25 protein-coding genes and 4 tRNA genes are annotated in these 24,864 nt (G+C 64.2%); 9 read left to right on the top strand and 20 right to left on the bottom strand.

All coding sequences use genetic code 11. The annotated features are described in order from the left end of the window. Positions 1-26: 26 nt before the first annotated feature. The 3 genes from minE to minC are packed head-to-tail and all read right to left on the bottom strand — an operon-like array spanning position 27 to position 1,861. A complete protein-coding gene (gene minE, locus IEI94_RS21780) occupies positions 27-278 on the bottom strand; it encodes a cell division topological specificity factor MinE (RefSeq protein WP_191169346.1) in 252 nt (83 codons plus the stop codon). Next, entirely contained in the window at positions 275-1,093 is an 819-nt protein-coding gene (minD, locus tag IEI94_RS21775) for a septum site-determining protein MinD (protein ID WP_191169344.1), read from the bottom strand. The genes minE and minD overlap by 4 nt, the downstream gene beginning before the upstream one ends. Positions 1,094-1,132: 39 nt before the next feature. Beyond that, positions 1,133-1,861, bottom strand: a complete 729-nt coding sequence (gene minC, locus IEI94_RS21770; protein WP_191169342.1) for a septum site-determining protein MinC — start codon at positions 1,859-1,861, stop codon at positions 1,133-1,135. Positions 1,862-2,092: 231 nt separating this feature from the next. Between minC and IEI94_RS21765 the strand changes: the two genes are divergently transcribed. Next, the gene (locus tag IEI94_RS21765) at positions 2,093-4,864 is read left to right on the top strand and encodes a DUF349 domain-containing protein (RefSeq protein WP_191169340.1); all 2,772 of its coding nucleotides are present in this window, start codon (positions 2,093-2,095) and stop codon (positions 4,862-4,864) included. Positions 4,865-4,936: 72 nt separating this feature from the next. Here the strand turns inward: IEI94_RS21765 and phbB are convergent, their stop codons facing one another. Beyond that, on the bottom strand, positions 4,937-5,683 hold the full coding sequence (gene phbB, locus IEI94_RS21760) for an acetoacetyl-CoA reductase (protein ID WP_191169338.1): 747 nt from the start codon (positions 5,681-5,683) through the stop codon (positions 4,937-4,939). A gap of 184 nt (positions 5,684-5,867) precedes the next feature. Here phbB and IEI94_RS21755 point away from each other — a divergent pair. Continuing rightward, positions 5,868-5,944: transfer RNA gene (locus tag IEI94_RS21755), tRNA-Met, on the top strand. A 407-nt stretch (positions 5,945-6,351) separates the two neighbouring features. Here IEI94_RS21755 and IEI94_RS21750 read toward each other — a convergent pair. The 7 genes from IEI94_RS21750 to IEI94_RS21720 form a co-directional block, all read right to left on the bottom strand. Beyond that, positions 6,352-6,427, bottom strand: a tRNA-Thr gene (locus IEI94_RS21750). Between the two features lie 58 nt (positions 6,428-6,485). Further along, positions 6,486-6,560: transfer RNA gene (locus IEI94_RS21745), tRNA-Gln, on the bottom strand. Between the two features lie 6 nt (positions 6,561-6,566). Further along, positions 6,567-6,642, bottom strand: a tRNA-Phe gene (locus IEI94_RS21740). 83 nt (positions 6,643-6,725) lie between these two features. Beyond that, positions 6,726-6,998, bottom strand: a complete 273-nt coding sequence (locus tag IEI94_RS21735) for an oxidative damage protection protein (RefSeq protein ID WP_191169336.1) — start codon at positions 6,996-6,998, stop codon at positions 6,726-6,728. A gap of 23 nt (positions 6,999-7,021) precedes the next feature. Continuing rightward, a complete protein-coding gene (gene mutY, locus IEI94_RS21730; protein ID WP_191169334.1) occupies positions 7,022-8,104 on the bottom strand; it encodes an A/G-specific adenine glycosylase in 1,083 nt (360 codons plus the stop codon). Between the two features lie 77 nt (positions 8,105-8,181). After that, the gene (locus tag IEI94_RS21725) at positions 8,182-10,533 is read right to left on the bottom strand and encodes an AsmA family protein (protein ID WP_191169331.1); all 2,352 of its coding nucleotides are present in this window, start codon (positions 10,531-10,533) and stop codon (positions 8,182-8,184) included. After that, positions 10,530-10,985 (bottom strand): acetyl-CoA sensor PanZ family protein, encoded by a 456-nt coding sequence (locus IEI94_RS21720; RefSeq protein ID WP_191169329.1) that lies wholly within the window; start codon positions 10,983-10,985, stop codon positions 10,530-10,532. The genes IEI94_RS21725 and IEI94_RS21720 overlap by 4 nt, the downstream gene beginning before the upstream one ends. A 166-nt stretch (positions 10,986-11,151) precedes the next feature. Here IEI94_RS21720 and hisB point away from each other — a divergent pair, with 166 nt between their 5' ends. The 5 genes from hisB to IEI94_RS21695 all read left to right on the top strand — a co-directional run bounded on the left by hisB (position 11,152) and on the right by IEI94_RS21695 (position 14,577). Beyond that, positions 11,152-11,745, top strand: coding sequence for an imidazoleglycerol-phosphate dehydratase HisB (hisB, locus tag IEI94_RS21715; protein ID WP_191169327.1), 594 nt, complete (start codon positions 11,152-11,154; stop codon positions 11,743-11,745). Positions 11,746-11,794: 49 nt separating this feature from the next. Then, positions 11,795-12,436, top strand: coding sequence for an imidazole glycerol phosphate synthase subunit HisH (gene hisH / locus IEI94_RS21710; RefSeq protein ID WP_191169325.1), 642 nt, complete (start codon positions 11,795-11,797; stop codon positions 12,434-12,436). 70 nt (positions 12,437-12,506) lie between these two features. Further along, a complete protein-coding gene (gene hisA, locus IEI94_RS21705) occupies positions 12,507-13,265 on the top strand; it encodes a 1-(5-phosphoribosyl)-5-[(5-phosphoribosylamino)methylideneamino]imidazole-4-carboxamide isomerase (protein ID WP_191169322.1) in 759 nt (252 codons plus the stop codon). A 3-nt stretch (positions 13,266-13,268) separates the two neighbouring features. Then, entirely contained in the window at positions 13,269-14,042 is a 774-nt protein-coding gene (gene hisF / locus IEI94_RS21700; protein ID WP_191169320.1) for an imidazole glycerol phosphate synthase subunit HisF, read from the top strand. 58 nt (positions 14,043-14,100) lie between these two features. Then, positions 14,101-14,577, top strand: a complete 477-nt coding sequence (locus IEI94_RS21695; RefSeq protein ID WP_191169706.1) for a hypothetical protein — start codon at positions 14,101-14,103, stop codon at positions 14,575-14,577. Here IEI94_RS21695 and IEI94_RS21690 read toward each other — a convergent pair. Next, positions 14,574-15,185 carry a YjaG family protein gene (locus IEI94_RS21690; protein WP_191169318.1) on the bottom strand — a complete coding sequence of 204 codons (612 nt, stop codon included), beginning with the start codon at positions 15,183-15,185 and terminating at the stop codon, positions 14,574-14,576. The two genes, IEI94_RS21695 and IEI94_RS21690, sit on opposite strands and share 4 nt — an antisense overlap. Positions 15,186-15,237: 52 nt before the next feature. Then, entirely contained in the window at positions 15,238-15,534 is a 297-nt protein-coding gene (locus tag IEI94_RS21685; protein WP_191169705.1) for an MGMT family protein, read from the bottom strand. 64 nt (positions 15,535-15,598) lie between these two features. Here IEI94_RS21685 and IEI94_RS21680 point away from each other — a divergent pair, with 64 nt between their 5' ends. After that, positions 15,599-16,288 carry a type 1 glutamine amidotransferase gene (locus tag IEI94_RS21680; RefSeq protein ID WP_191169315.1) on the top strand — a complete coding sequence of 230 codons (690 nt, stop codon included), beginning with the start codon at positions 15,599-15,601 and terminating at the stop codon, positions 16,286-16,288. Here the strand turns inward: IEI94_RS21680 and mnmH are convergent. The 6 genes from mnmH to IEI94_RS21650 form a co-directional block, all read right to left on the bottom strand. Then, positions 16,241-17,362 (bottom strand): tRNA 2-selenouridine(34) synthase MnmH, encoded by a 1,122-nt coding sequence (mnmH, locus tag IEI94_RS21675; protein WP_191169313.1) that lies wholly within the window; start codon positions 17,360-17,362, stop codon positions 16,241-16,243. The genes IEI94_RS21680 and mnmH overlap by 48 nt on opposite strands. Next, the gene (selD, locus tag IEI94_RS21670; protein WP_191169311.1) at positions 17,359-18,396 is read right to left on the bottom strand and encodes a selenide, water dikinase SelD; all 1,038 of its coding nucleotides are present in this window, start codon (positions 18,394-18,396) and stop codon (positions 17,359-17,361) included. Before selD ends, mnmH begins: the two co-directional genes overlap by 4 nt. A 55-nt stretch (positions 18,397-18,451) precedes the next feature. Then, complete coding sequence (gene radA / locus IEI94_RS21665) at positions 18,452-19,828, bottom strand: DNA repair protein RadA (RefSeq protein WP_191169309.1); 1,377 nt, start codon at positions 19,826-19,828, stop codon at positions 18,452-18,454. A gap of 117 nt (positions 19,829-19,945) precedes the next feature. Beyond that, on the bottom strand, positions 19,946-20,395 hold the full coding sequence (locus tag IEI94_RS21660) for a copper resistance protein NlpE N-terminal domain-containing protein (protein ID WP_191169307.1): 450 nt from the start codon (positions 20,393-20,395) through the stop codon (positions 19,946-19,948). A gap of 105 nt (positions 20,396-20,500) precedes the next feature. Then, a complete protein-coding gene (locus IEI94_RS21655; RefSeq protein WP_191169305.1) occupies positions 20,501-21,610 on the bottom strand; it encodes an alkene reductase in 1,110 nt (369 codons plus the stop codon). Between the two features lie 72 nt (positions 21,611-21,682). After that, a complete protein-coding gene (locus tag IEI94_RS21650; RefSeq protein WP_191169303.1) occupies positions 21,683-22,567 on the bottom strand; it encodes an AEC family transporter in 885 nt (294 codons plus the stop codon). Positions 22,568-22,694: 127 nt separating this feature from the next. On the opposite strand from IEI94_RS21650, the gene hisC reads away from it, so the two are divergent. Continuing rightward, positions 22,695-23,750, top strand: a complete 1,056-nt coding sequence (gene hisC / locus IEI94_RS21645; protein ID WP_191169301.1) for a histidinol-phosphate transaminase — start codon at positions 22,695-22,697, stop codon at positions 23,748-23,750. Positions 23,751-23,797: 47 nt separating this feature from the next. On the opposite strand, the gene IEI94_RS21640 is transcribed toward hisC, so the two are convergent. Then, positions 23,798-24,592: a substrate-binding periplasmic protein gene (locus IEI94_RS21640; RefSeq protein ID WP_191169299.1), complete on the bottom strand. Its 795-nt coding sequence runs from the start codon at positions 24,590-24,592 to the stop codon at positions 23,798-23,800. Positions 24,593-24,864 lie beyond the last annotated feature (272 nt).

The following is a 24,864-nucleotide window of genomic DNA, read 5'->3' as shown; positions in this document are numbered from 1 at the left end:
GGCCACGCTCAGGCGCCCCGGCCAGCTCAGCTGCGCGGCAGGGTGACGTTGAGTTCGAGTACCGAACAGTCGTCGTCGCGATCGAGGCTGATATTGATAGCGTCCTGATCAACTTTTACATAGCGCCGGATCACCTCGAGCAGCTCACGCTCCAGCATCGGCATGTAGTCCGGCTGATCGCGTTGGCCGCGCTGGTGAGCGACGATGATCTGCAGCCGCTCCTTGGCCACGGACGCACTCTTCTTGCGCTCGCCCCTCAGAAAATCCAGTAGTTTCATCGGCGACCTCCTCCGAATACCCGGCTCAGCAGACTCTTCTTCTGGTACTCGTGGAAACGCAGCGGGACCTCTTCGCCGAGCAGCCGCGAGACGGTGTCGGTGTAGGCCTGGCCGGCATCGCTATTGGCGTCGTGGGTGACCGGAATGCCCTGGTTGGAGGCCCGCAACACCGCCTCGGACTCGGGAATCAGGCCGATCAGGTCAATGGCCAGGATCTCACGGATATCCTCAAGATTGAGCATGTCGCCATGATCGACCCGCGCCGGGTTGTAGCGGGTAATCAGCAGGTGCTCCTTGATCGGCTCCTGGTTGAGCTCGGCACGTCGGGTCTTCGAGGCCAACAGGCCAAGAATACGGTCGGAGTCGCGCACCGAGGAGACCTCGGGATTGGTCACTACTACCGCCTCATCGGCGAAATACATCGCCAACTGAGCTCCACGCTCGATCCCCGCCGGTGAGTCGCAGAGGATAAAATCAAAATCCTCGGACAGGCTCTCAAGCACTTTCTCCACGCCTTCGCTGGTCAAGGCGTCCTTGTCGCGGGTCTGGGAGGCCGGCAGGATGTGCAGATTGTCGACCCGCTTGTCGCGGATCAGCGCCTGATTAAGCCCCGCTTCGCCCTGAATCACATTGACCAGGTCATAGACCACGCGACGTTCGCAGCCCATGATCAGGTCAAGGTTGCGCAAACCCACGTCGAAATCGATCACGACGGTCTTGTTGCCGCGCAGCGCCAACCCTGTAGCGATGGCTGCTGCGCTGGTAGTCTTGCCGACCCCGCCTTTGCCGGAGGTCACTACGATGATCTTGGCCAAGATAAGCTTCCTGTTGCTATAGGGGTGTCGTCGTCACGCTCACGCCAGACTGGCGATGGCCAACTGGTCGTCGCTGAGACGTACCTGCACCGCGCTGCCCAGCAGCCGCGGATCGATGTCTTCCAGACGCTTGTAATTACCGGCTACCGAGAGCAGTTCGGCATGCAACTCACGGCAGAAGATACCGGCCTGAGCATCACCATGAATGCCGGCCAGGGCACGACCACGCAGCGCACCATAAACGTGCACGCTGCCCGCTGCCAGCACCTCAGCGCCGGCATTGACCGCGCCGATCACCACCAGGTCACCGTCGGGGGCGGTAACCTGCTGGCCGGAGCGTACCGTACCGCGGTGAATGCGCCCGGCACCGGCAGCAGCCGGCACATTGTCAGTCGCCGGGTCAGTCGCAGGCGCAGCAACGCTCTCGAGGTTGCGAGGCTTGATCTCCTGGGGGGGAAACCACCCCAACCCCAGCGCCCAAGCCGACTGCTTGACCGGGTCGCTGCCGCCGCGCACCGCCACCGGCAACAGCTTATGAGCACGGCACACCGCGCAGATACGCTCCAGCGCCAGGTGCGGCTCATCGAGCTTCTCGACGCTGAGCACCACAGGCGTATGCTGAAAGAACGCCGGTGACTGGCTCAGCTTGCCGGCCAGCTGTTCACGAATACGTTCGGGATCGGCACTGGTCAACTCCATGACCGTCATGGGCAACATGCCGCCCTTGAAAGTAAAGGCTGTACTGGCCCTGTCCACGTTCAGGCTCATGGCCGGACTCCACGTCGGATAATGTCAGTAAAGCTAAGCGAGAGGCGTCGCTCCTGCAACTGATCATAAGACCAGCCGCTCCGCTTGTCAGTGTCTCCAGTTGGCAACATCCTCGCCAGCCAGGCCTTTTCCACTGCCGCGTCACATGCTTAGATAACAAGTTGGGCCTTCGCAGAGAACAACAAGATCGCGGCTTTTATAGGGATACGCGTCGTCATGCCAGGAAGCTTCATGTCAGGATGGTTTCGTCAGCTGCTCGCACCGCGCTGGCAGCACCCCGATGCCGAGCGTCGCCAACAGGCGGCCAGTCAGCTCGACCCTCAGCAGCAGGAGGGCCGCACCGCCCTCCAGCGTCTCGCCGCTGACGACGATGCCCGGGTCCGTCAGGCGGCTCTGGCGCGTTTCGACGATATCGACTCGCTGATGGCGCTGTTCGATGTTTGCCCCAGTCCCGAGCTGCATTCGCGCATGGCCGCCATACTGGTCGGCGCCGCGGGTAGCACGCCACTGGCCCAGCGCGTGGAGCAGGTCGCTCGCCTCACCGACCAGCAGCTGCTGCAGGAGGTCGCCCTGCATGGCGACAACCAGCAGCTACGTCTGGCTGCAGTAGCCGCACTTAGCGACGATGACGAAGAGGCGCTGATCCTCCAGGCCTGCGAGAACGGGATCGCCGCTGTACGTCACGCCGCCGCCTCGCGAGTCATCAGCGAGACAGGCCTGCAACAGCTCGTTCGCCAGGCGCGTCGCGACAAGCAGGTGGCGCGGCTGGCCCGCGAACGGCTCAACGCGCTGCGCGCCGATGCCGCCCAGCAGGCCGCCGCCGAGGCCGAGCGAGAGCGCATCCTTAAGGCCCTGGAGCAGCACGGCCATCACGCCTGGGAGCCGCTCTACGCCGGCCGCTATCGCCATCTGCAGCGCGAGTGGGAGGCGCTCACCGACCTGCCCAGCGCCGAGCAGGAGCGACGCTATCAGGAAGCCTGCCTGCTGTGTCGCAAGACCCTTACCGACCATGACGCCCAGCAGCATGTCCATGCGGCCCATGATCAGCGCCGCGAGGACGACGATCAGACCCGAGAAGGCCTGCTCGAAGCGCTCGAGGAGACGCTGGAGAGCCTGCGACGTAGCGAGCACCTGGCCGCCCAGGACATCGACAGCCTGCGCGCCCAGAAGCGCCTGCTGGCGACCCGCTGGCAGGCACTATCGGACCATCATGCGCCTGATGACACCCTCCGCCAGCGCTACGACCGCGCCCTCGAAGAGTACGATCGGATCGGCCATGCCTGGGAGCGCTTCCGGGCTCATGCCGCCGAGCTCGACCAGGCCCTGACGGCTTGCGACCGCCAAGCCGCTCAGACCCTGCTGACGGCTTGCGCCTGGCCAGACGACCTGCCACCGACCACCCTCCTGGCTCGCGCCCAACGCAGCGTCGAGCAGCAGCCAGCGCCGCGTAACCGTCCCGACCCGGCACAGTTCCAGCGCGAAGTGGAAGAGCTCGATGGGCTGCTCGAGCGCGGCGCCTTCAAGAGCGCCAGCCGCCTTCATCAACGGCTGCGCCAGCGCCTCGAACAGCTGCCCGAGGAGCACATCCAGCGTCATCGGCCCACACTCAAGCGGCTCGGCGCGCAGCTCGCTGAACTACGCGACTGGCGCGGCTTCGTCGCCGGCCCCAAGCGCGACCAGCTGTGTCAGGCGATTGCCGAGCTGGCCGAGGATATGCAGCTCAGCGAAGCCGCCCTCGACCGCCGCCATCGCCAGCTGGTCAAGGAGTGGGCGTCGCTGGGCGATGCCGCCGCCGACCGTGAGCTGTCAACGCACTTTCGCGCCTGCTCGGACCGCATTCATCAACGCCTGGTACCGTGGCGCGAGGCGCTCGACGCTGAACGCCAACGCAACCTCGAGGCCCGGGAAGCGCTGTGCGAACAGCTTGAAGCACTGCTCGACAAACCCGACCCCGATGCGGATCCCGATGCGCTGCGCGATATCCGTGACCGCGCACGGGAGCAGTGGCGGCGCTACTCGCCGGTCCCGCGTGAGCGCGCCGAAGCCATTGGCCGCCGCTTCGGTCGCGTACGTCACGGCCTGCAGGCGCTGATCGACCAGCGCGCCCAGTACATCGCCACCGCCAAACGCGAGCTGATCGACGCCGCTCAGGCCCTTCTCGACGGCGATCAACCCAGTCACCGGCGTGCAGCTCAGGCCAAACAGTTACAGCAGCGCTGGCGCGCCCTGGGCCGCGCCCCCAAAGGCGAAGAACAAGCGCTGTGGCGCGAGTTCCGCGGCATCTGCGACCGCATCTTCGCCAGCCGTGAGGCAGAACGTAACGACCGCGCCCAGCGAGCCCAGCGCCAGCTCGACGAGATGCAGGCGCTGATCGACCGCCTCGACGGCTGGCAGCCTACCTCCACGGCTGACACCACGATTCTGGACACCGCTATCAGCGAGGCTGAAGCCCTCGACCCACTGCCCGCCGGCCGCCGCAGCGACGGCATGCGGCGACGCTGGTCAGGCATCGTTCGCGCCCGACGCGAACGCCTGGCGCGACTGGCGGTGGCCGAGGAGGTCAGCCGTTGGCAGGCGCTGCAGCCACTGCTCAACGCCCACCTGTCAGCCGACGCCGAAGCGCTGAGCGGTCATCCCCCTGGTGACGTAGACGCCGATGACAGCCTCGGCGGCGACTTGCTCAGTGCCCATCGACTGCGCAATGCACGACGCCGCGAACCACCGTCGGCGGGCGACGTTGAGGAGTCACTCGCTCGACTGAGGGTGCACCTTGCACTGCTGGCCGGCAGCCGCGTAGGCCAGCAAGACGATCCATTGCGCCTGGCCATTCAGGTCGAGCGCCTCAACGAAGGACTCGGTCGCGAGTTGAGCAAGGCCGAGGAGCTTCATGAGGTGCTGCGCGAGCTGTTTGCCACCGGGCCCGTAGCCACCGAGCTGTGGCAGCGCGAAGCCCAGGAGCTCGATGCCATCTTCACTCAGCTACTGCGCCTGCCTCCCCCCTGAAACGCAGAACGCGAGGCCTGAGCCTCGCGTTCTCTGGCGACACCGACGTGCCGCCTGCTGGCATGCTCTACCTCAGCCCATGAACTGACCACCATTGATATCAAGGTTAGCGCCAGTGATATAGCCGGACTGCTTATCGGCCAGGAATACCACCGCGTGGGCGATCTCCTCGGGTGTCCCGTAACGCTTCACGGGAATCGTCTCGCGGATCGCCTCGCGCACCTTCTCGGGAATCTTCATGATCATATCCGTCGCGATATAACCCGGTGACAGGGTATTGACGGTGATGCCCTTGGTCGCTGTCTCCTGCGCCAGCGCCATGGTCAAACCGTGCATCCCGGCCTTGGCTGCCGAGTAGTTAGCCTGGCCAAACTGCCCCTTGCGACCATTGATCGATGAGATATTGATGATCCGACCGTAGCCGCCCTCGAGCATGTCATTGATCACACAGCGACAGGTGTTGAATACGCTGTTGAGATTACAGTCGATGACTTCATGCCACTGCTCGGGGCTCATCTTCTTCATCGTGGTATCGCGGGTAATCCCGGCGCAGTTGACCAGCACGCTGACCGGCCCATAAGTCTCCCGGATCTCCCGTGCCCCAGCCTCGCAGGCCTCGTAGTCCACTAGGTTGGCACCAGATAGCGCAATGTTGTTGTAGCCGTCGGCGCGCTGGCTCTCAAGCCAGCCTTTGGCCTTGTCGGGATTGTTATATCCAGCCACTACCTGATACCCCGCCTTGGCCAGCGCTTGGCAAATGGCGGTACCTATGCCGCCAGTGCCACCGGTGACCCAGGCGACGGGTGCTGTGTTGGTCATATGCAATTCTCCCTGATACCGACGCCGCGACAGCAGCGACCCGGCTCAATGCGTCCAGTCTCGAGTGGTGAGCGCCGCTCCTAGGCACCCAGTACCTAGTATGGCTGCTCTGAAGCGTACTGCACGAGCGTTTAACTGGCCCTTGACCCAGCGCAAGAAAGCTGTAGAATACGCCACACGTTGATGCGGGGTGGAGCAGTCTGGTAGCTCGTCGGGCTCATAACCCGAAGGTCATCGGTTCAAATCCGGTCCCCGCTACCAAATATCGAAAGAAGCCAATTCCTCACGGAGTTGGCTTTTTTCATGCACGATGACCGGTCATCGGTTCGCTCTGGTTTCAAGGTCGGCGGTCCCCGCTACCATCTTCGAAAAAGCCGAGGCTCCCAAGCCTCGGCTTTTTATTGGGCGCCAACACGATGACCGTCATCGGTTCGCTCTGGTTTCAAGGTCGGCGGCCCCCGCTACCAAATATAGAAAAGCCGATACTCGAAAGGGTGTCGGCTTTTTTGTGTCCAGCCGCAGGCCGCAGAAAAACTCCGGGCTCGGCTTTTTTATTGGACACCAACACGATGATCGGCGGCTGACACTTTGTAGACACATACGAAAAAACCGCCTCATATCGGGCGGTTTAATATAGAGCAGATGCTTGATATAGCTGAAGTTTCGCTTGGTGCCGGCACCAGGAGTCGAACCCGGGACCTACTGATTACAAGTCAGTTGCTCTACCAACTGAGCTATGCCGGCGCGGGCGACAACCTTTACCATTCGCATCTACTCGATGCTTTGGAAACAGGGTTGGCGATGGCTGGGGTACCAGGATTCGAACCTGGGAATGCCGATACCAAAAACCGGTGCCTTACCACTTGGCTATACCCCAGCAGCGTGGTGGCCAGAGACGGAATCGAACCGCCGACACGGGGATTTTCAATCCCCTGCTCTACCAACTGAGCTATCTGGCCCCTGCCAACGGGGACGTATTTAACTAAAATCCCTTTCCCCCGTCAAGCCTTTTTAGATCAACCGGATGACGCGTCTGCCCGCCTCATTGGCTGGGCGGGACATAGCCTTCGGCTTGGTCGGTTTCGCGATTGTCGAGAAAACGCTCGAGCTGATCCATGAGGTACTCGCGCGCCTCGGGATCTAGCAGGTTGAGGTGCTTCTCGTTGATCAACCGGGTCTGCAGCGCCTGCCACTCTTCCCAGGCCTGCTTGGAGACACTGGCCTGGATCTCCTGGCCCTTCTTGCCGGGCAGCGGCGGCATCGGCAGGGCTTCGAGTTCCTGCTGGTACTTACGGCACAACACGGTCTGACTCATGGGTCACTCCTTGCGATATACGATCAGGCGTCATCGAGATGCCGGGCAAGGCTGCCAAGCAGCGTCTTGACCGGCGCCGCCAAGCCAATGGTGACAGGCTCGGCGAGGTGATACCACAGCCGCCCAGGCGCATTGACCACCTGAGCCGGACGGCAAGCCGCTGGCTGAGGGGTGATCTGCAGGTGGAAGTGGCTGAAGGTATGGCGAAACGCCTGCCAGGCAGGCTCTTGGCTGCCTTCTGGGGCATGCACGTCGAGCCATGCCTGCAGCGCATCGGCGTCGTCGAACTGGGGGAAGCACCACAACCCGCCCCACAGTCCGGCACCGGGCCGCTGCTCGAGCAGTACCCGGCCTTCGCCGTCATGCAGCAGCAGCATGATGGTGGTGCGCTCGGGCAGCGCTTTCCTGGGCTTGGATTCCGGAAAGCGCTTTTCTTCGCCGCGAGCATGCGCCACGCAGACGTCTTCGAAGGGGCATAGCAAACAGCTGGGCGCCCCCCGGCGGCACAGGGTGGCACCAAGATCCATCATTGCCTGGCTATAGTCGGGCAAGCGCGAGGCAGGAGTGTAATGTTCGGCCAGCGCCCACAGTCGGCGCTCCACCGCCGGCCGCCCGGGCCAGCCGGGCTCGGCGTGCAGGCGGGTCAGCACCCGTTTGACGTTGCCGTCGAGAATCACTGCCCGCTGACCGGTGCTGATGCTGATGATAGCTCCTGCAGTGGAGCGTCCGATACCGGGCAGCGCCGACATGGCCTCGAGGCTGTGTACCGGAAACTCGCCACCGTGCTGCTCAACCACCTTCTGCGCCGCCTTGTGCAGGTTGCGCCCACGGGCGTAGTAGCCAAGCCCGGTCCACAGGTGCAGCACCTCATCCTGCTCCGCCGCTGCCAGCTGCTCGACATCGGGGAAGCGCGACATGAAGCGCTCATAGTAGGGGATCACCGTGGCAACCTGGGTCTGCTGCAGCATGATCTCCGACACCCAGACGCGATACGGGGTCTTGTCGTGCTGCCAGGGCAAGCTCTTGCGACCGTGCTCGTCGAACCACGTCAGCAGACGCTGTTGAAACTCATCCGGGGCGAGCACGGGGCGGGGCATATCAGGCATCAGAGGCTCATTGCACAGTAGGTGACATAAAAAAGCGCCGACGGTGACGTCGGCGCAGGTGACTGGCTTGCTAGCCTTCAGTTAAACAGACCACGCAACCCTTCACGAAGTTCCCGTCCGGCGTCTTCACCGAGACGCTCATCGAGTCCTTCGAGGGCGCCGCCGAGACGCTCCTCGATCTCCTCCGCAGCCCGCGAAGAGGCCTCATCACGCAGGAGCTCGCCCAGCGCGCTCTGAAACGCCGAGCGGTCGAAGCGGCACCATTCGCTGCTATCTTCACCCAGCTGTCCCTCGCAGCGCACCGGTAACGGCACGCGCTCGAGACGCGGGTTGACACGGCAGGCGGCATCCGCCGAATCGATCAGGCGCGCCGCTGCGCGGTAGTCGAAGCGCTGAGTCGACAGGTTTAGCTCACCGCCGCCATCGAGCTGGATCCCGGGGATGCTGATCTCCAGATCGTCGTTATGAGCCACGCCGTCACGCAGGGTGAAGCTCGCCTCGGCGCGCTCGAAGCGGGTGTCGCTGCTCCAGTCACGGCTCACTTCCTCGCCGTCCAGTGCCGCGACCACACTGCATAGCTCCTCGGACACATTGACGTCGAAGACTGCGCCGTCGTCGATACGCAGCGCCATGCTGCCGTTGAGGTTACGGGTCATCAGCCCGCGGGTGTCGCCACGCGTGGTGAGATCGCCATCGAGGCTCAAGCGTCCACGCAGCGGCGACTCTTCATCGGCCAGCGCCGCATAGAGGGGTACGATCTGCACCCGGTCGAGGCGCGGCGTAACGGCCCAGCGCGGCATCTCCTCACGCTGGTCGAGCTCGCCGCTGGCCGTCAGGCTGCCGTCGAACAGCTGTCCCTCGAAGTGCGACAAACGATGCACGCCCTCGCTGCCTTCGAGTGCCAGCTCGGCGTTGCGAATCACCAGCCCCAGTGCGGTGAGCCGCTCGAGGCGAAGCTCGCCGTCGAGGCCCATAGGCGCCAGCCAGGCGATGGGCAGCGCAGCCTCTTCGTCCTCGTCGGCATAGGCCATGCGGCCCAGTAGCTGGCGCAGCATGGCGCTTTCGGCAGGCGCCTCGGCGGGCGGCAGGTAAGCGTCGAGATCCAGGTGGTCACCCTGCAGGTCGAAGCTCAGCGCCTGGCCGAACAGCCCCGCGCCGAGACGACCGGTAAACGTGCTGTCGTCGACCACCATGGTCAGATTGGTAAAAGTGAAGTGTTCCAGGTCACCCTGCAACGGGCTGGTCAAGGCCACATCGCTGAGCGCCGAGTCGCTGGTCGTCTCGGGCAGGGCATCGAAGCGCGCCAGCCAGGGCCTCAGCGACAGCGGCGCAAGACTCACCAGACCACTATAGCGCGGCGCCTCGAACAGCTCGGTCACTGTTACGCTGCCGCTCAGGTCGAGATCGTCGGGCCCACTCAGTTCCAGACTGCGCAGGTGCAGGCGCTGCTCGTTCAGGTCGAGGTCGGCGATAAACCCCAGGCTGAGCGCCAACGCTCGGTCGCCAGCGGCCGGGTGCACCAGGCTGGTGTCGATTCGGCCTCCATCGATTTCCAGACGCCGGGTATCGCTATTGGCCACCAGTTGGCGCAGCTGCAACGTCGCCTGCTGCTTGCGGTCACCCAGCGCCGCCAGGGTGGTGCTGGTTTCGAGGCTGAGGTTCTCGAGCTCGTAGCGTCCGTCGCGCAGGCCCAGTCGCACCCGGCTCTCACCGCGCACGCCGCTGACCCACTCGGGTTCGGCCTCACCGTTCTCCTGCCAGGCGGCATCGGGGTAGGCCGAGAGTCGAAAAGAGGTCTTGAGCGGGAAGGCGCGCTGGGGATTGACGTTGCTGCCACTGATATCGAGGCCGGTGAAACGCAACTGCAGGTCGCTCTGCCAATCGCGGTAGCGCACTTCGCCGCCACGCAGGGTGACGCCGGCAATGTTCAGCGCGACGCGCATGCCCGCCTCATCGCCTACTGCCGGACCAGCGGAGGCCGGTGCCAGCACCTCAGCGGCTTCCTCGCGGCGCTCGTCGAGGCGTTCGAGCAGGACTTCCCAGTTGCCCTGGCCCTCGGCGTCGCGCTCGAGGTTGAGGCGCATCCCGTCTAGCGTCAGGCCTTCGATGGCGATCTCGCCGGTCAGCAGCGGTGCAAACGCAAGGCTGACTTCGGCCTTGTCAAAGGCGACGAAGACTTCTTCGTCGTTGGGCTGCTCCGGCAGCCAGGCCTCGGCATCGGTCACACTGACCCCCAGGCGCGGGTAAAACGACCACGACAGTGGCCCATCGAGGCTCAGCTCGAGGCCGGTTTGCTCGCGAACCACGTCGATCAGACGTGGCTTGAGGTCGTTGGGATCGAAGAAGGTGGTAACATAGACCACCGCTCCCACTACCACCAACCCTAGTACCCCGATGACCGCCAGCAGGGTTCGCAGTAGCGCTCTCATTGATGTCCTCCCAGGGAGCCGCGTGGATTGAGTTCGAAATAGTCACCGGCGGGCGAGGCGCGATAACCGAGGCGGGTCAACAGTAGCTGGTCGCCCATCTGCAGCGTCGAACTGGCGACCCGAAGTACCCGCCGCTCGCCGGCCGCGGCCTCGCCGATCAACGCCAGCAGGCGCGAGCCAACACCGCGCCGTCGAGTGGTCTTGCGCACGCAGGTGTAGGCGAGCCACCAGGCCTCGGCGTCGACTTCCACCGCCACCGCTGCCAGCAGCCGGCCGTTGAAGCAGGCGCAGCAGAACTGCCCACCGCTCTCGAGATGAGCGCGGATGAACTCCTCGGCAGGTGCAGGCAGCCGCTCGGCAGGTGCATCGGCGTAGATACGAGACAGGTCGAGGGCGGTCTGATCATCCGTTGACCATTCGCTGTGGTCGACCCTGTGAAGTGCAACCGGCATATTCGATCTCCCTTGGCCGGGACGGCACACCAGATGGTCCGTCAGTGCCCGCATTGTAGCGGATGGGGCGGCCAATTCTCTATAATGGATGGCTCGACCGCCGCGACGTGCCCGGCGACGTGCCCTTTACCTTCCCCAATGCGCCCAGCGCAGGAGAGTAAGCCCCATGACCGAGCGTACCGCCACGGTTTCTCGTGATACCAAGGAAACGCAGATCACGGTAAGCGTGAATCTCGACGGCCAGGGCCAGTTGAACGGTGAGAGCGGCGTGCCGTTCCTCGACCATATGCTCGACCAGGTGGCGCGCCACGGACTGATCGATCTCGACATCCAGGCCCAGGGCGATCTGCATATCGACGACCACCACACTGTCGAGGATCTCGGCATCACCCTCGGCCAGGCATTTGCCGAGGCGATCGGCGACAAGCGCGGCATCTACCGCTACGGCCATGCCTATGTCCCCCTCGACGAAGCGCTGTCGCGGGTGGTGGTAGACTTCTCCGGGCGCGCCGGCCTGTTCATGAACGTCGAGTTTACCCGCGCCCAGATCGGTCGCCTGGATACCCAGCTGTTCTGGGAGTTCTTCCAAGGCTTCGTCAACCACGCCCGGGTGACCCTGCATATCGACAATCTCAAGGGCTTCAATGCCCACCACCAGGCCGAGACCATCTTCAAGGCGTTCGGTCGCGCCCTGCGCATGGCGGTCGCCGAAGACCCGCGCATGGCCGGCCAGATGCCGTCTACCAAGGGCTGCCTGTGAGTATAGCCAGTCAGTGGCCCTGCCACCGTCCCCTCGTAAGGAGCGCCTCATGACCATCGCCGTGATCGACTACGGAATGGGCAACCTGCACTCTGTCGCCAAGGCGCTGGAGCACGTCACCCACGAGAACGTCGTCGTCACCCGCGACCCGCGCCGTATCAACGGCGCCACACGGCTGGTGCTGCCCGGCCAAGGCGCGATTCGTGACTGCATGGGAGAGCTCGAGCGCAGCGAAGTCAAGGGGCTGGTGCTGGAGCTGCTGGCCAAGGCCGAGAAGCCGCTGCTGGGTATCTGCGTCGGCCAGCAGATGCTACTCGACGACAGCGAGGAAAACGGCGGCGTGGCCTGCCTGGGGTTCCTGCCGGGTCGCGTGCGGCGCTTCCCGGTGGATATGCTCGACAGCCACGGCAATCGCCTCAAGGTCCCGCACATGGGCTGGAATCAGGTCGCCCAGCACCAACCCCACCCGCTGTGGGAGGGCATCGACGCCGGTGAGCGCTTCTATTTCGTACACAGCTACTACGTCGACGTTAGCGACGATACCACTCTGTTCGGCACCACCGACTATGGCCACACCCAGGCCCACGTGGCGACCGGCCGTGGTCCGGTATTCGCCACCCAGTTCCACCCCGAGAAGAGCTCCGCGGCAGGCCTGCGCCTGCTGGAGAACTTCGTCAACTGGGCGCCGTGAGCCGGATACTGCCGCCGCCACGACTCATTCACGACACGGTCGCCTGCCAGGGCGCCGAAGAGGACACGACATGCTGGTAATTCCCGCCATCGATCTCAAGGACGGCCACTGCGTCCGCCTCAAACAGGGCCGTATGGACGACGCCACCAGCTACGGCGACGACCCGGTCGCCATGGCCTCCCGCTGGGTCGAGGCCGGCGCCCGGCGCCTGCATCTTGTCGACCTCAACGGCGCCTTCGCGGGCCAGCCGGTCAACGGTGAGGCAGTCACTGCGATTGCCCGTGCCTTTCCCGAGCTGCCGATCCAGATCGGCGGCGGCATTCGCTCGGCAGCGACCATCGAGCACTACCTGGCGGCCGGCGTCAGCTATGTGATCATTGGCACCCAGGCGGTCAAGGAGCCAGCCTTCGTCAATGAGATGTGCCGCGCCTTTCCTGGCCACGTGATCGTTGGCCTCGACGCCCGCGACGGCTTCGTCGCCACCGACGGCTGGGCCGAGGTCTCCACGCTCAAGGCCACGGAGCTGGCCAAGCGTTTCGCCAACGACGGCGTCTCCAGCATCGTCTATACCGACATCGCCCGTGACGGCATGATGGGCGGCGTCAACGTCGAGGCCACCGCAGAGCTGGCGCGGGTCGGCGGACTGCCGGTGATCGCCTCCGGCGGGGTCACCAACCTCGACGATATCCGTGCGCTGAGCGCGGTAGCCGGCGATGGCATTCTCGGCGCCATCACCGGGCGCGCCATCTACGAGGGCAGCCTCGATGTCGCCGAGGCCCAGCGTCTGTGTGACGAGCTCGGCGACCAACTCACCCAGGCCGGGAGCTGATTCATGGGACTCGCCAAACGCATCATCCCCTGCCTCGACGTCGATGCCGGGCGCGTGGTCAAGGGCGTCAATTTCGTCGGCATCCGCGATGCCGGTGATCCGGTAGAGATCGCCAAGCGCTACAACCAGCAGGGCGCCGACGAGATCACCTTCCTCGACATCACCGCCAGCCACGAGAATCGCGGCACCACCGTGGAGATGGTCGAGCGCATCGCCGGCGAAGTGTTTATTCCGCTGACCGTGGGCGGTGGCATCCGCAGCTGCGACGATATCCGCACCATGCTCAATGCCGGCGCTGACAAGGTCTCGATCAATACTGCGGCGGTTACCAACCCGGGGTTCGTGCGCGAAGCCACCGAGCGTTTCGGCAGTCAGTGCATCGTGGTGGCCATCGACGCCAAGCGGGTCTCCGCCGAGGGCGAGGCACCGCGCTGGGAGATCTTCACCCACGGCGGACGTCGCCCCACCGGCCTGGATGCCGTGGAGTGGGCGAAGACAATGGTGGAATACGGTGCCGGTGAGCTGCTGTTGACCAGCATGGATCGAGACGGGACCAAGGCCGGTTTCGACCTCGGCGTTACCCGAGCGATCAGCGACGCGGTCAGCGTGCCGGTGATTGCCTCGGGCGGCGTGGGCAATCTCGACCACCTGGTCGCCGGCGTGATCGACGGCGGCGCCGATGCGGTACTGGCGGCCAGCATTTTTCACTTTGGCGAGTACAGCATCCCCGACGCCAAGCGCTATATGGCCGATCACGGCATCGAAATGCGTCTGTAACCAGAGGGCAAGCATGGACATCACACCACGGAAGGGCATAGTGGCAGCTCTGCTGGGCATGGCAGTGTCGATCAGCACCGCGGCATCCGCCGAGGAACCAGGGCTGGACTGGCCGCCGACCCTGGCGCTCGAACACGTGCTGGTGCAGACCAGCCTCTACACCCGCCATTTCAACCCTCAACCAGACCACAACAACCAGCAGGACCTGATCAGCTTAGAACTGCACAACCCGCACCGCTGGCTGGCCGGTACCGCCTGGTTCAAGAACTCCTTCGACCAGCCAAGCTGGTACTTCTATGCCGGTCGCGAGTTTCCATTATGGCGCCCCAGCGACGACGTTACCGTGCGCGCCAAACTCACCGCTGGGCTGCTGCGCGGCTACAAGGACGAGCGCCAGGATAATATCCCCTTCAACCATTACGGTATTGCCCCGGCGGCCCTGCCCAGCATCGGGGTACAGTGGGGGCGCTTCGAGAGCGACCTGATCCTGTTTGGCACCGCGGGAATGATGGTGACCGGCGGCATCCGCTTTTAGGTTCCGTCAGACATATCGTCGAGGGAGAGCCCCAGGTTGCTGATGCCATCGTTACGCCCCAGCTGACGCAGCGCCTTGAGCGCCTCACGGTCCAGCGGATGGCGTTCGACGCTATCCAGCACCTCACCCTGAAAGGCCTGCTCGTCCTCCATCAGCGGATGCCCGCGCACCAGTTCGGCCAGCCGCGCATCGTCCTCCTCTCCCTCGCTCAGCTCGATAAAGGCACGCACCCCGCCGCGGGAGCTGAGGCTGACCTCGAACACCGCCTCGTCGGCGTCGCCGCGCAGGGTGTCGAGCACGGCAGATAGCGCCACCACCGCCTCGAGGGCGCGCCGCGCACCGAAACTATCGTCATCGGCGGGCGGCTCGAGCTCGGCGAGCTTGTCAGCCTGGCGCTCGAAGTCGATCTTCGCCTCGCGTACCGCCAGCGACTCCCACACCAGATCGAGAATTACGCGCAGTCCATGCACGTCACCATACCCGCTGTTCTCGGCATACAGGGCATAGTTGGGAAGCAGCCGCTCGCAGAGCGTCGCCATGAAAGCCTGACGCTGGCGCGGACCGAGCTGACGCAGACGCTGATTGAAGCCGGGGGCAGAGGCGCTCATGATATCTCCTAAGGGGCGACCCTCTCGGCCGCCATCAACAAAAAGGGTGGCCTCAGGGCCATAGTAGCGCAGCGGGCACCCGTTCACTGGCGTCGAACAGCACGCCTTCGGCGCGCAGCTTGTCACGCTGGCGCCGAGCGCCGCCATGGTCGGTGACACGCCGTGACGCATTGATCACCCGGTGCCAAGGCAGACCGTGGCCGTCGGGCAGATGGCGCATCGCCGAGCCTACCATGCGCGGCGTCGCCCCTTCGGTCATCTTGGCGACACGTCCATAGGTGGTCACGCGACCGGCAGGGATCTGCGCGACGATGGTATAGATCTGCTCGAGCAACGCAGGATTGGCCACTTCAACCTCCATCATATCGCCGCCGCTGGACACCTGCGCGGCGGCTTGTTCATCATGGATTGGTATGCATATCTATTTTCTTCACCACGCCGACCACCTCGGCCCCGCTCGTCTCGCCGACTGGCTGACCGGCATGGGCCACAGCTATAACGGCTGCCTGCTGCACCGCGGTGAAGCGCCACCACGTCTCGAGGACTGTGACGCCCTGATCGTGCTCGATGCGCCGCTTGACGTCGCCCCTGACGCCGATTGGCTGAGCCGTGAGCGCAAGCTGATCCGCCGTGCACTCAAGAGCGGCAAGCCGCTGCTGGGCATCGGCTTTGGCGCCGGGCTGATCGCCGAGGAGCTGGGCGCCATCGTGTCGCCAGGCACCTACCCCGAGCGCGGCTTCCATCGCATTACGCTGGCCGCCGATAGCCCCTTCGATCTGCCCGAGCAGTTCGAGGCCTTCATGTGCCATCGCGACATCTTCGGTCTTCCCGAAGGCGCCCTGCCGCTTGGCGCCAGCGACGCAAGTCCGGTGCAGGGCTTCAGCTGGGATGGCGGCCGGGTGGTGGCCCTGCAGTGCCACCTCGAAGCCACTGACCAGAGCGCTCGCGCCCGACTCCAGGAGCCTCCCGCCGCATTGGCCGCAGCGAGTCAGTGCTTCGTCCAGTCCCACGACGAAATTCTCGCTGACCCGCGACGCTTCGACCAGCTCGCCTCGCTACTCGACCGCGTGCTGCTGAGCTGGCTGCGCAGCGTGCCGAGCTGACCACTCCTGGGCAACCGCCAGGCAGCTATCCCAGTCACCGACGTGAAGAAAGCGCTGTTCGCCCTTCTCCAGCTGGTGGCGATACATGGGGTCATAGTACTCGGTGAGCAATGGCGCCAACCATGCGTCGTGGGCCTGACGGTCACCTCGGGCATGCTCGCGAAAGGCCAGCTGCTGGAGCCGCTGCAGGCGCGCCAGCCGAGCGCTGCCGAGCCGCTTGGCCAGGCGCGCCAATGCCGTCGCCAGCTGCTTGCGCATCAGCGCCCAACCCAGCCAGTCACCGAACTGCGAGCGATAGATCTCCCACAGGTCATCGATATAATCCTTGCGGATCTGCGCCAGCCGCCAGTCCAGCGGCATCTCGACACGGATCCGCGGCGCCTGCTGCATCGCCTGCCAGAAGCTGAGCGGCACATTGACGGTGCCGATATGGCGCGATTCGTCCTCCACCACCAGCGGCCCGGTTAGCGGCAACAAGCGACGCCCCAGGTCGTGTTCGAAGTCGATCTGTGACGGCGACTGCAGCGGGTGGCGACCGAACGCAGAGCCCTTGTGACGGGCGCAGGCCTCGAGGTCGAGGCCGCTGGGCAGGCGCTGAATCAGCGTTGTCTTGGCGCAGCCGGTCAGGCCGCCCACTACCAGCAGCGGCCGGCCAGCAGCAGCGTCGATTTGCGCACACAGCGCCTGGCGCATGGCCTTCCAGCCACCGCTGATCCGCGGTCGCGACACTCCTACCTCGGCCAGCCACTGCTGAGCAATCTGGGAGCGCAGTCCGCCGCGGAAGCAGTAGATAATGGCATCCGGCTGCCTGGCCAATAGCCGCTGCCAAGCCTCTATGCGGCCCGCCTTGAGGCTGCCGCTTACCATCCGCTCGCCCAGTGCGATGGCGGCTGCCTGACCGTGCTGCTTGTAGGCGATGCCTACTCGATGGCGCTCCTCGTCGTCCATCAGTGGCAGGTTGACGGCCCCGGGCAGGGCGCCTTGAGCGAACTCCATCGGGGCGCGCACGTCGATCAGGGTGCGTCCCTCGCGCAGCAGCGCCAGGTCTGGCGCTATCTGTGGCAGTTCGCTCATCCAGTCACCCGGATCAGCGCCGGGCCATCGGCCTTGACCACCTCACCGAACGGCTGCAGCTCGATACCGTGGGCGCGCCCGATGCGCTCGACGTCGTCTTCCCAGGACGGATGCACCGAGAGCAACAGGCCACCGGAGGTCTGCGGATCACACAGCCACTGCCAGTGGGGCTCGTCCATCGCCGGTAGGCTCTCGCCCAGCGCCTGGCGATTGCGTTCACTGCCTCCGGGCACGGCGCCCTGACGCCGGTAGGCTTCGGCCTCGGCCAGGCGCGGCAGCTGCTTGAAATCGATCCTGGCGGCCACGCCGCTGGCCGCGCAGACCTCGGCCAGGTGCCCGGCCAGGCCAAAGCCGGTGACATCGGTCATGGCGTGTACGCCTTCGACCTTGGCCAGCGCCATACCGATGTCGTTGGCCTTGAGCATGGTCTCGCGGGCCAACCCCTGATGCCCAGCCTCGAGAAGCCCGCGCTTCTCAGCGGTGGTCAGCATGCCAACCCCCAGCGGCTTGGTCAGATAGAGCAGGTCACCGGGCTTGGCGCCCTTGTTGAGCTTGAGATGTTTCAGGTCAACCAGGCCATTGACCGCCAGGCCAAAGATCGGCTCCAGGGAATCGATGGAGTGTCCACCGGCCAGCGCCAGGCCCAGTTCGCGGCACACCGCCTGGGCGCCTGCGACCACGTCGCCGGCGATATCGGCGCCGAGCTTGTCGAGCGGCCAGCCGAGGATACCCAGCGCCATCACCGGAGTGCCGCCCATGGCATAGACGTCGCTGATGGCATTGGTGGCAGCGATGCGCCCGAAGTCGAAGGGATCGTCGACGATGGGCATGAAGAAATCGGTGGTAGCGATCATGCCGCGGCCGTCTCCAAGGTCGTAGACGGCGGCGTCCTCGCGCCCCTGATTGCCGACGATAAGACGCGAATGGCTGGCGCCGGGACCGGCCTTGGCGAGAATGCTGTCGAGCACGTCAGGCGCGATCTTGCAGCCGCAGCCGGCACCATGGCTGTACTGGGTCAGGCGAATGGCACTCATCGAGCTCTCCTTGCAGTAATGGATAGATTGAGTCTAGTTGACGGCGGGCCCAGCTTTACAGCGCCTCCAGGGCTTCGGCGAGCTTGTCGACGGCAATTACCTGCATCCCCGGCGGCGAGCTCTTGGGGGCATTGCCACGGGGCACGATGGCACGAGTGAAGCCATGTTTCGCGGCTTCGACGATGCGCTCCTGGCCGCTGGGTACCGGGCGAATTTCACCGGACAGCCCTACTTCGCCGAACACCACCAGCTCGCGGGGCAAGGGGCGGTTCTGCAGGCTCGACACCACCGCCAACAGCACTGCCAGATCGGCGCTGGTCTCGAGCACCTTCACCCCGCCCACCACGTTGAGAAAGACGTCCTGATCGCCGGTGAACAGCCCACCGTGGCGGTGCAGTACCGCCAGCAGCATGGCCAGGCGATTGGGGTCGAGGCCGACCGCCACCCGGCGTGGGTTGCCCAGCGCCGAGTCGTCGACCAGCGCCTGCACCTCGACCAGAATCGGCCGGGTGCCTTCCCATACCACCATCACCAGGCTGCCGGAGCTCAGCTCCTCGCTGCGCGACAGAAAGATGGCGCTGGGGTTCTTGACCTCCTTGAGGCCATGTTCGAGCATCGCGAACACCCCCAGCTCGTTGACCGCACCGAAACGGTTCTTCTGCCCGCGCAGAGTGCGGAAGCGCGAGTCGGCGCCGCCTTCGAGCAGCAACGAGGCGTCGATCATATGCTCCAGCACCTTAGGGCCGGCCAGCGAGCCATCCTTGGTGACATGACCGACCAGCAGCAGCACGGTATTGGAGTGCTTGGCAAAGCGGGTCAGCGCCGCGGCGGATTCGCGTACCTGAGCCACCCCGCCTGGCGCAGAGGCAATATCGTCGAGGTGCATGGTCTGAATCGAGTCGATGATCAGCACCTCGGGGCGTTCGCGTTCGGCAACGGCGAGAATCGTCTCGACGCTGGTCTCGGCGAGCATCTTCAACCCCTGGGTGGGCAACTGCAGGCGGTGGGCACGCATCGCCACTTGCGAGAGCGACTCCTCCCCAGTGACGTACAGCGCCTTTTTTTGCTGCGCCAGCTTGCAGGCGGTCTGCAGCAGCAGCGTCGATTTGCCCGCCCCGGGGTTACCCCCAAGCAGCACCGCCGAGCCCGGTACCAGGCCGCCGCCCAGCACCCGGTCAAACTCACCGAAGGTCGACGAGAAGCGCGGCACCTCGCTGAGATCCACCGCCGCCAGATCGACCACCTCGCGGGAGACGATGCCCGCATAACCGCTGCGACCAGTGGTCGACGCCGCCGCAGCCCCCGGACGCGCCGGCGCCAGGCGCACCTCACTCAGCGTGTTCCATTCACGGCAGCTCGAACACTGGCCCTGCCATTTGCTGTACTCGGCACCGCACTCGGTGCACACGAACGCACTCTTCGCCTTGGCCATGGCCGCCTCTCACGCAAACAAGGAGAGTATTCTAGCAGCCGCAGAGCATAGCGCCGACTCCCGCAACGCAGCGGGGCGGCCCGAAGGCCGCCCCGCACGAGCTACTAACGGCGTCGCTTACTGACGCTGTAGCTGCAGCATGTCGTTATTTTCGAAGCGCCGGCGCTCGGGGTCGATCAATTCCAGGGTGGAATCATCCACGCGCAGGAAGTAGTAGATCTGGCCTTCATTTTCCGGCGTCAGCTCGTAGACGGTGGCGTTGGGATCATCGGCGCTGCCGCTGAGGACTTCCCAGTTCCCGGTATAGTTCTCGCTGGGCGGATCCTGAGGATGCTCGCGATAGCTGGCCTCGAGAGCGAAGGTACGCTCTTCATCGGCGCTCTGCTCATCACCCATCATCCGCACATCGATATCGATACCGGCACAGTTCCGGCAGGGTAGCGTGCCCTGATAAACTGCTTCCCCATCTGCCGCCATATCCGGCGCGGGGCCTTCCGTCGGGCCGGCGGCGCAGCCCGCCATCACGGCAAGCACGGCGGAACCGGCCAGCAACGTCCTGATTCGCATGAGAGTCCTCCTAACCATTGGGCCTAAGTGTCGCGAACCGCGACCACTACCTCACAGCATAACCGACAAGCACGGCGCGCGGACAGTTCCGCGCGCCTTATGCGTTCAAGCAGTGGCCTCGGTAAGCCGCGGATAGTCGATATAGCCTTCCTCCGCGCCCCCGTAAAACGTCGCCGGATCTGGCTCGTTGAGTTCGGCATCCGAGGCAAAGCGCTCCACCAGGTCGGGGTTGGCGATATAGGGTCGCCCGAACGCAGCGGCATCACCCAGGCCATCTCGGATCAGCGCTTCAGCCCGCGCCGCCGTATAGTGGCCACAATAGATCAGGGTGCCGCTGAACCGCTCACGCAACCCGCGACGAAACGCATCGGTCAGCTGCGGGCCTTCACCCGTCCAGTCCGGCTCATTGATGTGCACATAGGCGATTCCCCGGCGCGACAACTGATCGGCCAGGTAGTCGCTCATCGCCTGCGGCTCATCATCCTTGAGGCCGAATATCTCGATGAATGGTGACAGACGGATGCCGACACGGCCGGCCCCCATCACCTCACATACCGCATCGACCACTTCCAGTACCAACCGTGCGCGATTGACCACACTGCCGCCGTAGCGATCCTTGCGCTGGTTACTGCCGGTGGCCATGAACTGCTGCAGCAGGTAGGCATTGGCGGCGTGCACCTCGACCATATCGAAGCCGGCACGCTTGGCATTGAGGGCCGCGTGGCGATAGTCGGCGATAACACCCGGCAGCTCGTCGGTCTCCAGCGCCCGTGGCGTACTGGTGGGGTGCTGACCGGCGCTGCCATCCTCGAACTCGATGAAGCAGTTGGCGCCTTCGGCACGCAGCGCACTGGGCGCCACTGGCGCCTGACCATCGGGCTGCACCGACTCGTGGGAGATCCGGCCGACGTGCCACAGCTGTAGCGCAATGCGCCCACCTTCACGATGCACGGCATCGACCACACCCTTCCAGCCCTGCACCTGAGCATCGCTCCAGATGCCCGGGGTATAGACATAGCCGCGCGCGGTGGGCGAGATATTGGTCGCCTCGCTGATGATCAGTCCGGCGCTGGCGCGCTGGGCGTAGTAGCGCTGCTGCAGCTTGCCGGGCACGCCGTCCGGCGTGCGTGCACGAGTCAGCGGCGCCATGACCACCCGGTTGGGCAGTGCGACGCTGCCCACTCTCAGCGGCGATAACAATTTGCGGTAAGCCATCGTGACTTCCTCTGGTAGACGTGTCATCCCTAGATGGAGATCGTTAGAGGGCTAATCAAGGCCTCGGTTCCCCTATCCGCCGTAGGCGAACACCAATCCCAGTACAATAGGCATCACGACCAAACTGCCCAAGTTACCGATCAGCACCAACGACGCGACTTTCTGCGGCTCCTGCCGATACTGTTCAGCGACCAGATAGTTGAGTACCGCTGGCGGCAGGGCAGCAAACACCCATAGGGTCGCGGCCTGCAGACCGGTCAGATCGAGCAGCCAGACCAGCGGTGCGGCTATGATCAGGCCCGACAGCGGGCACAGTACCGCGCCCAGCGCCCCGGTTTTCCAGTCGCTGAAGTCGATATCGAGCATGCGCACACCGAGGGCAAACAGCATCAGCGGAATACACACATTACCCAACATGCTAAGCGCCTCGAGCAGCCAGCCGGGCAGCATCACGCCGCTCAGATTGAAGGCCAGCCCGGCGATACTGGCCAACACGATCGGCATCCGTAGCAGGCGCCACATCGGCGTGCGCGGACTGAGCATGTAGAGCCCCACCGAGAAGTGCAGCAGCATCTCGACGATGAACACCACCACCGCCGCGGGCAGTGCCGCCTCGCCGAAGGCGAGTACCAGCAGCGGAATCCCCATGTTGCCGGAATTGTTGAACATCATCGGTGGCAGGAAGGTCTTGGGTTCCAGCCCCAGCCACCTGACCAGCGGCCATAGCAGCAGCCCGGAGCCCAGCACCACGATGGCCGCCGCTGCAGCAAGGCCGGCGTACTCCTCCAGCGGCGCCTGGCCGTCGGCAAGCACGGCGAACACCAGCATCGGGACGAACAGCTCCATATTCAGCGTATTCAGCCCGCGAATGTCCGGGGTTCGGAAGCGCCCATAGAGTGTGCCGCAGCCAGCGATCAAAAATACCGGCAGCAGTGTGGCGAGAATCTGAGCAATCATCGAGCTATCCCTGGGCCGAGCGGCACAGCCTAGCATGGCCGACGCTTGCGCTGGGCCCGAGGCCGCGTCACCATGACCAAAGTGCTATCCACAGGCGCTCACGCGCCCTCTGTTAATGCGAGCGACCATGAGCAAGTTCTGGAGTCCCATCGTCCGGGAGCTGACGCCCTATGTACCCGGCGAACAGCCCCGTGAGCAGTTGATCAAGCTGAACACCAACGAGAATCCCTACCCGCCTGCCCCCGGTGTTGAACAGGCACTGCGTGACTATCCCGTCGATCATCTGCGTCTCTACCCGGATCCTGAGGCGACCGCCCTGCGTCAGGCACTGGCCGATGCCTACGCCGTCGAGCTCGACCAGGTGTTCGTCGGCAATGGCTCCGACGAAGTGCTGGCACTGGCCTTCCAGGCATTCTTCTGCCAGAACAAGTCTCTGACGATGCCGGCCATCACCTATAGCTTCTATCCGGTCTACTGCCGGCTATACGGCATCAACTACCGCACCCTGGCGCTGGATGACAATTGGCAGGTGCCGCTGGAAGCCTTCAGTGCCGACAGCGGCGGCGTGATATTCGCCAATCCCAATGCCCCCACCGGCCACGCGCATACCCGCGAGGCCATCGCCACGCTGCTAGAACGCATCCAGGAGTGTGTGGTGCTGGTGGATGAAGCCTACGTAGACTTCGGCGCTGAAAGCGCGGTGCCGCTGGTATCCCGTTACCCCAACCTGCTAGTGACCGGGACCTTCTCCAAGTCGCGCAGCCTCGCCGGCCTGCGACTCGGCTATGCAATCGGCTCCCGTGAACTGATCGAGGGGCTCGAGCGCATCAAGAATTCGTTCAACTCCTACCCCATCGACAGCATCGCCAATGCCGCAGGCGTTGCAGCCCTGGAAGACGTCGAGCATTTCGAGGCGTGTCGCGAGAAAGTCATCACCACCCGCGAGCGCACACGCCGGCGCCTGAGCGAGCTGGGCTTCGAGGTACTGCCGTCTCAGGCTAACTTCGTGCTGGTTCGCCATCCCCAGCTCGATGCCGCCCAGCTATTTGTGGGCCTACGCGAACGAGCTATCCTGGTGCGCCACTTCAACACCGAAGCGCTGCGCGACTTCATGCGCATCTCGATCGGCACCGATGATGAGATGGACAGCCTCATCGAGGCGTTGGAGTCGCTCTGCGGCTGAGCCTATGACGGCTGCTGGAGATTATCCGCAGCCACCCATCGAGCGAGTCAGCGCCAGTGCTCCACAATGCGCTGATACTCGCCACTCTCCTTGATCGCCTGGAGCCCGGCGTCGAAGTCACGCAGTCGTTGCTCGGTGCCGGGATCGCGCTTCAAGCCAACCACATACTCTCTGCTGGCACCAAAATCAGGCAACTTGTCGAACTGCCCCTGCAACCCCATCTGCTGAAGCACATTGTCCCAGATCGCTTCGTAGCCTGCGAAGCCGTCCAGTCGTCCCCGTTGCAGCATGCGAAAACCCTGCTCGATGCTATTGAGAGAGTACTTCGATATCCCTTCCCGCTCGTTCCACTCATCGCCTAAGTTGTAGTCCCGAACCATGCCGATGGTTTTGCCCTCCAAGGACGCCAGACCTCGCCACTCGACATCCGTACCCTGGTTGACGTACACCAGAAAGGACGCATCATTAACAGGCGATTCGGAATAGGAAAAATAGGCCAGCCTCTCGCTGTTCTTGCCGGTCGGATACAGCAGATCGACGCTACCCTCCATGACGCTCGCCATCGCTCGCGCCCAGTGCGTGACAACCAGCTCGATGGTATAGCCCTGAGCGTGAAAGCTCTCTCTCACGATGTCCCAGCTGTAGCCGCGAAACTCGCTAACATCGCCACCAGGAGGCACCACTACTTCCAGAATGGGAGGGCCCTCGCCCTCTGCATAGAAACCATAGGGGTGGTAATCATAGAGGGTCGCAATCCGCACCCTTTTCTCTTCTGCCGCATAGGAGGTTGCCCACACCGTCAGGCAAAGCGTCGCCAGAAAGCTCCCTCGTCGCCATTGCATAGCAACCCTCCCCTATTCTAACTGCTTGCCCGCAGGCCAGCAGTCGCAGGAAAACGCACCAGAATTCTGCTTTCACCACCGCTATAAACTGCCATGAAAAAAACCCGAACACTAGGAACTCGGGGGCTCTTCTGAATAAGTGGTGGCGATCAGGTCGGCCATCCGTCAGCCAGCGCCCCGCTACGCAGGAGCTTCAAACGACGAAACCCCAGCCTCTTTCGAAGCTGGGGTTCTGAAATAGCGAAGCCCCGACCAATGGCCGGGGCTTCTAA

The sequence above is a fragment of the Halomonas sp. ML-15 genome (assembly GCF_014779595.1).
In the GTDB taxonomy this organism is placed as follows: Bacteria; Pseudomonadota; Gammaproteobacteria; order Pseudomonadales; family Halomonadaceae; genus Franzmannia.
This window is presented reverse-complemented; position numbering and strand designations above follow the sequence as displayed.

Excerpts from the sequence above, each read along its gene's own strand:
- minE (WP_191169346.1), bottom strand. The coding sequence starts at position 278 with ATGAAACTACTGGATTTTCTGAGGGGCGAGCGCAAGAAGAGTGCGTCC.
- minC (WP_191169342.1), bottom strand. The coding sequence starts at position 1,861 with ATGAGCCTGAACGTGGACAGGGCCAGTACAGCCTTTACTTTCAAGGGC.
- IEI94_RS21765 (WP_191169340.1), top strand. The coding sequence starts at position 2,093 with ATGTCAGGATGGTTTCGTCAGCTGCTCGCACCGCGCTGGCAGCACCCC.
- phbB (WP_191169338.1), bottom strand. The coding sequence starts at position 5,683 with ATGACCAACACAGCACCCGTCGCCTGGGTCACCGGTGGCACTGGCGGC.
- IEI94_RS21735 (WP_191169336.1), bottom strand. The coding sequence starts at position 6,998 with ATGAGTCAGACCGTGTTGTGCCGTAAGTACCAGCAGGAACTCGAAGCC.
- mutY (WP_191169334.1), bottom strand. The coding sequence starts at position 8,104 with ATGCCTGATATGCCCCGCCCCGTGCTCGCCCCGGATGAGTTTCAACAG.
- IEI94_RS21725 (WP_191169331.1), bottom strand. The coding sequence starts at position 10,533 with ATGAGAGCGCTACTGCGAACCCTGCTGGCGGTCATCGGGGTACTAGGG.
- IEI94_RS21720 (WP_191169329.1), bottom strand. The coding sequence starts at position 10,985 with ATGCCGGTTGCACTTCACAGGGTCGACCACAGCGAATGGTCAACGGAT.
- hisB (WP_191169327.1), top strand. The coding sequence starts at position 11,152 with ATGACCGAGCGTACCGCCACGGTTTCTCGTGATACCAAGGAAACGCAG.
- hisH (WP_191169325.1), top strand. The coding sequence starts at position 11,795 with ATGACCATCGCCGTGATCGACTACGGAATGGGCAACCTGCACTCTGTC.
- hisA (WP_191169322.1), top strand. The coding sequence starts at position 12,507 with ATGCTGGTAATTCCCGCCATCGATCTCAAGGACGGCCACTGCGTCCGC.
- hisF (WP_191169320.1), top strand. The coding sequence starts at position 13,269 with ATGGGACTCGCCAAACGCATCATCCCCTGCCTCGACGTCGATGCCGGG.
- IEI94_RS21695 (WP_191169706.1), top strand. The coding sequence starts at position 14,101 with ATGGCAGTGTCGATCAGCACCGCGGCATCCGCCGAGGAACCAGGGCTG.
- IEI94_RS21690 (WP_191169318.1), bottom strand. The coding sequence starts at position 15,185 with ATGAGCGCCTCTGCCCCCGGCTTCAATCAGCGTCTGCGTCAGCTCGGT.
- IEI94_RS21680 (WP_191169315.1), top strand. The coding sequence starts at position 15,599 with ATGCATATCTATTTTCTTCACCACGCCGACCACCTCGGCCCCGCTCGT.
- mnmH (WP_191169313.1), bottom strand. The coding sequence starts at position 17,362 with ATGAGCGAACTGCCACAGATAGCGCCAGACCTGGCGCTGCTGCGCGAG.
- selD (WP_191169311.1), bottom strand. The coding sequence starts at position 18,396 with ATGAGTGCCATTCGCCTGACCCAGTACAGCCATGGTGCCGGCTGCGGC.
- radA (WP_191169309.1), bottom strand. The coding sequence starts at position 19,828 with ATGGCCAAGGCGAAGAGTGCGTTCGTGTGCACCGAGTGCGGTGCCGAG.
- IEI94_RS21660 (WP_191169307.1), bottom strand. The coding sequence starts at position 20,395 with ATGCGAATCAGGACGTTGCTGGCCGGTTCCGCCGTGCTTGCCGTGATG.
- IEI94_RS21655 (WP_191169305.1), bottom strand. The coding sequence starts at position 21,610 with ATGGCTTACCGCAAATTGTTATCGCCGCTGAGAGTGGGCAGCGTCGCA.
- IEI94_RS21650 (WP_191169303.1), bottom strand. The coding sequence starts at position 22,567 with ATGATTGCTCAGATTCTCGCCACACTGCTGCCGGTATTTTTGATCGCT.
- hisC (WP_191169301.1), top strand. The coding sequence starts at position 22,695 with ATGAGCAAGTTCTGGAGTCCCATCGTCCGGGAGCTGACGCCCTATGTA.
- IEI94_RS21640 (WP_191169299.1), bottom strand. The coding sequence starts at position 24,592 with ATGCAATGGCGACGAGGGAGCTTTCTGGCGACGCTTTGCCTGACGGTG.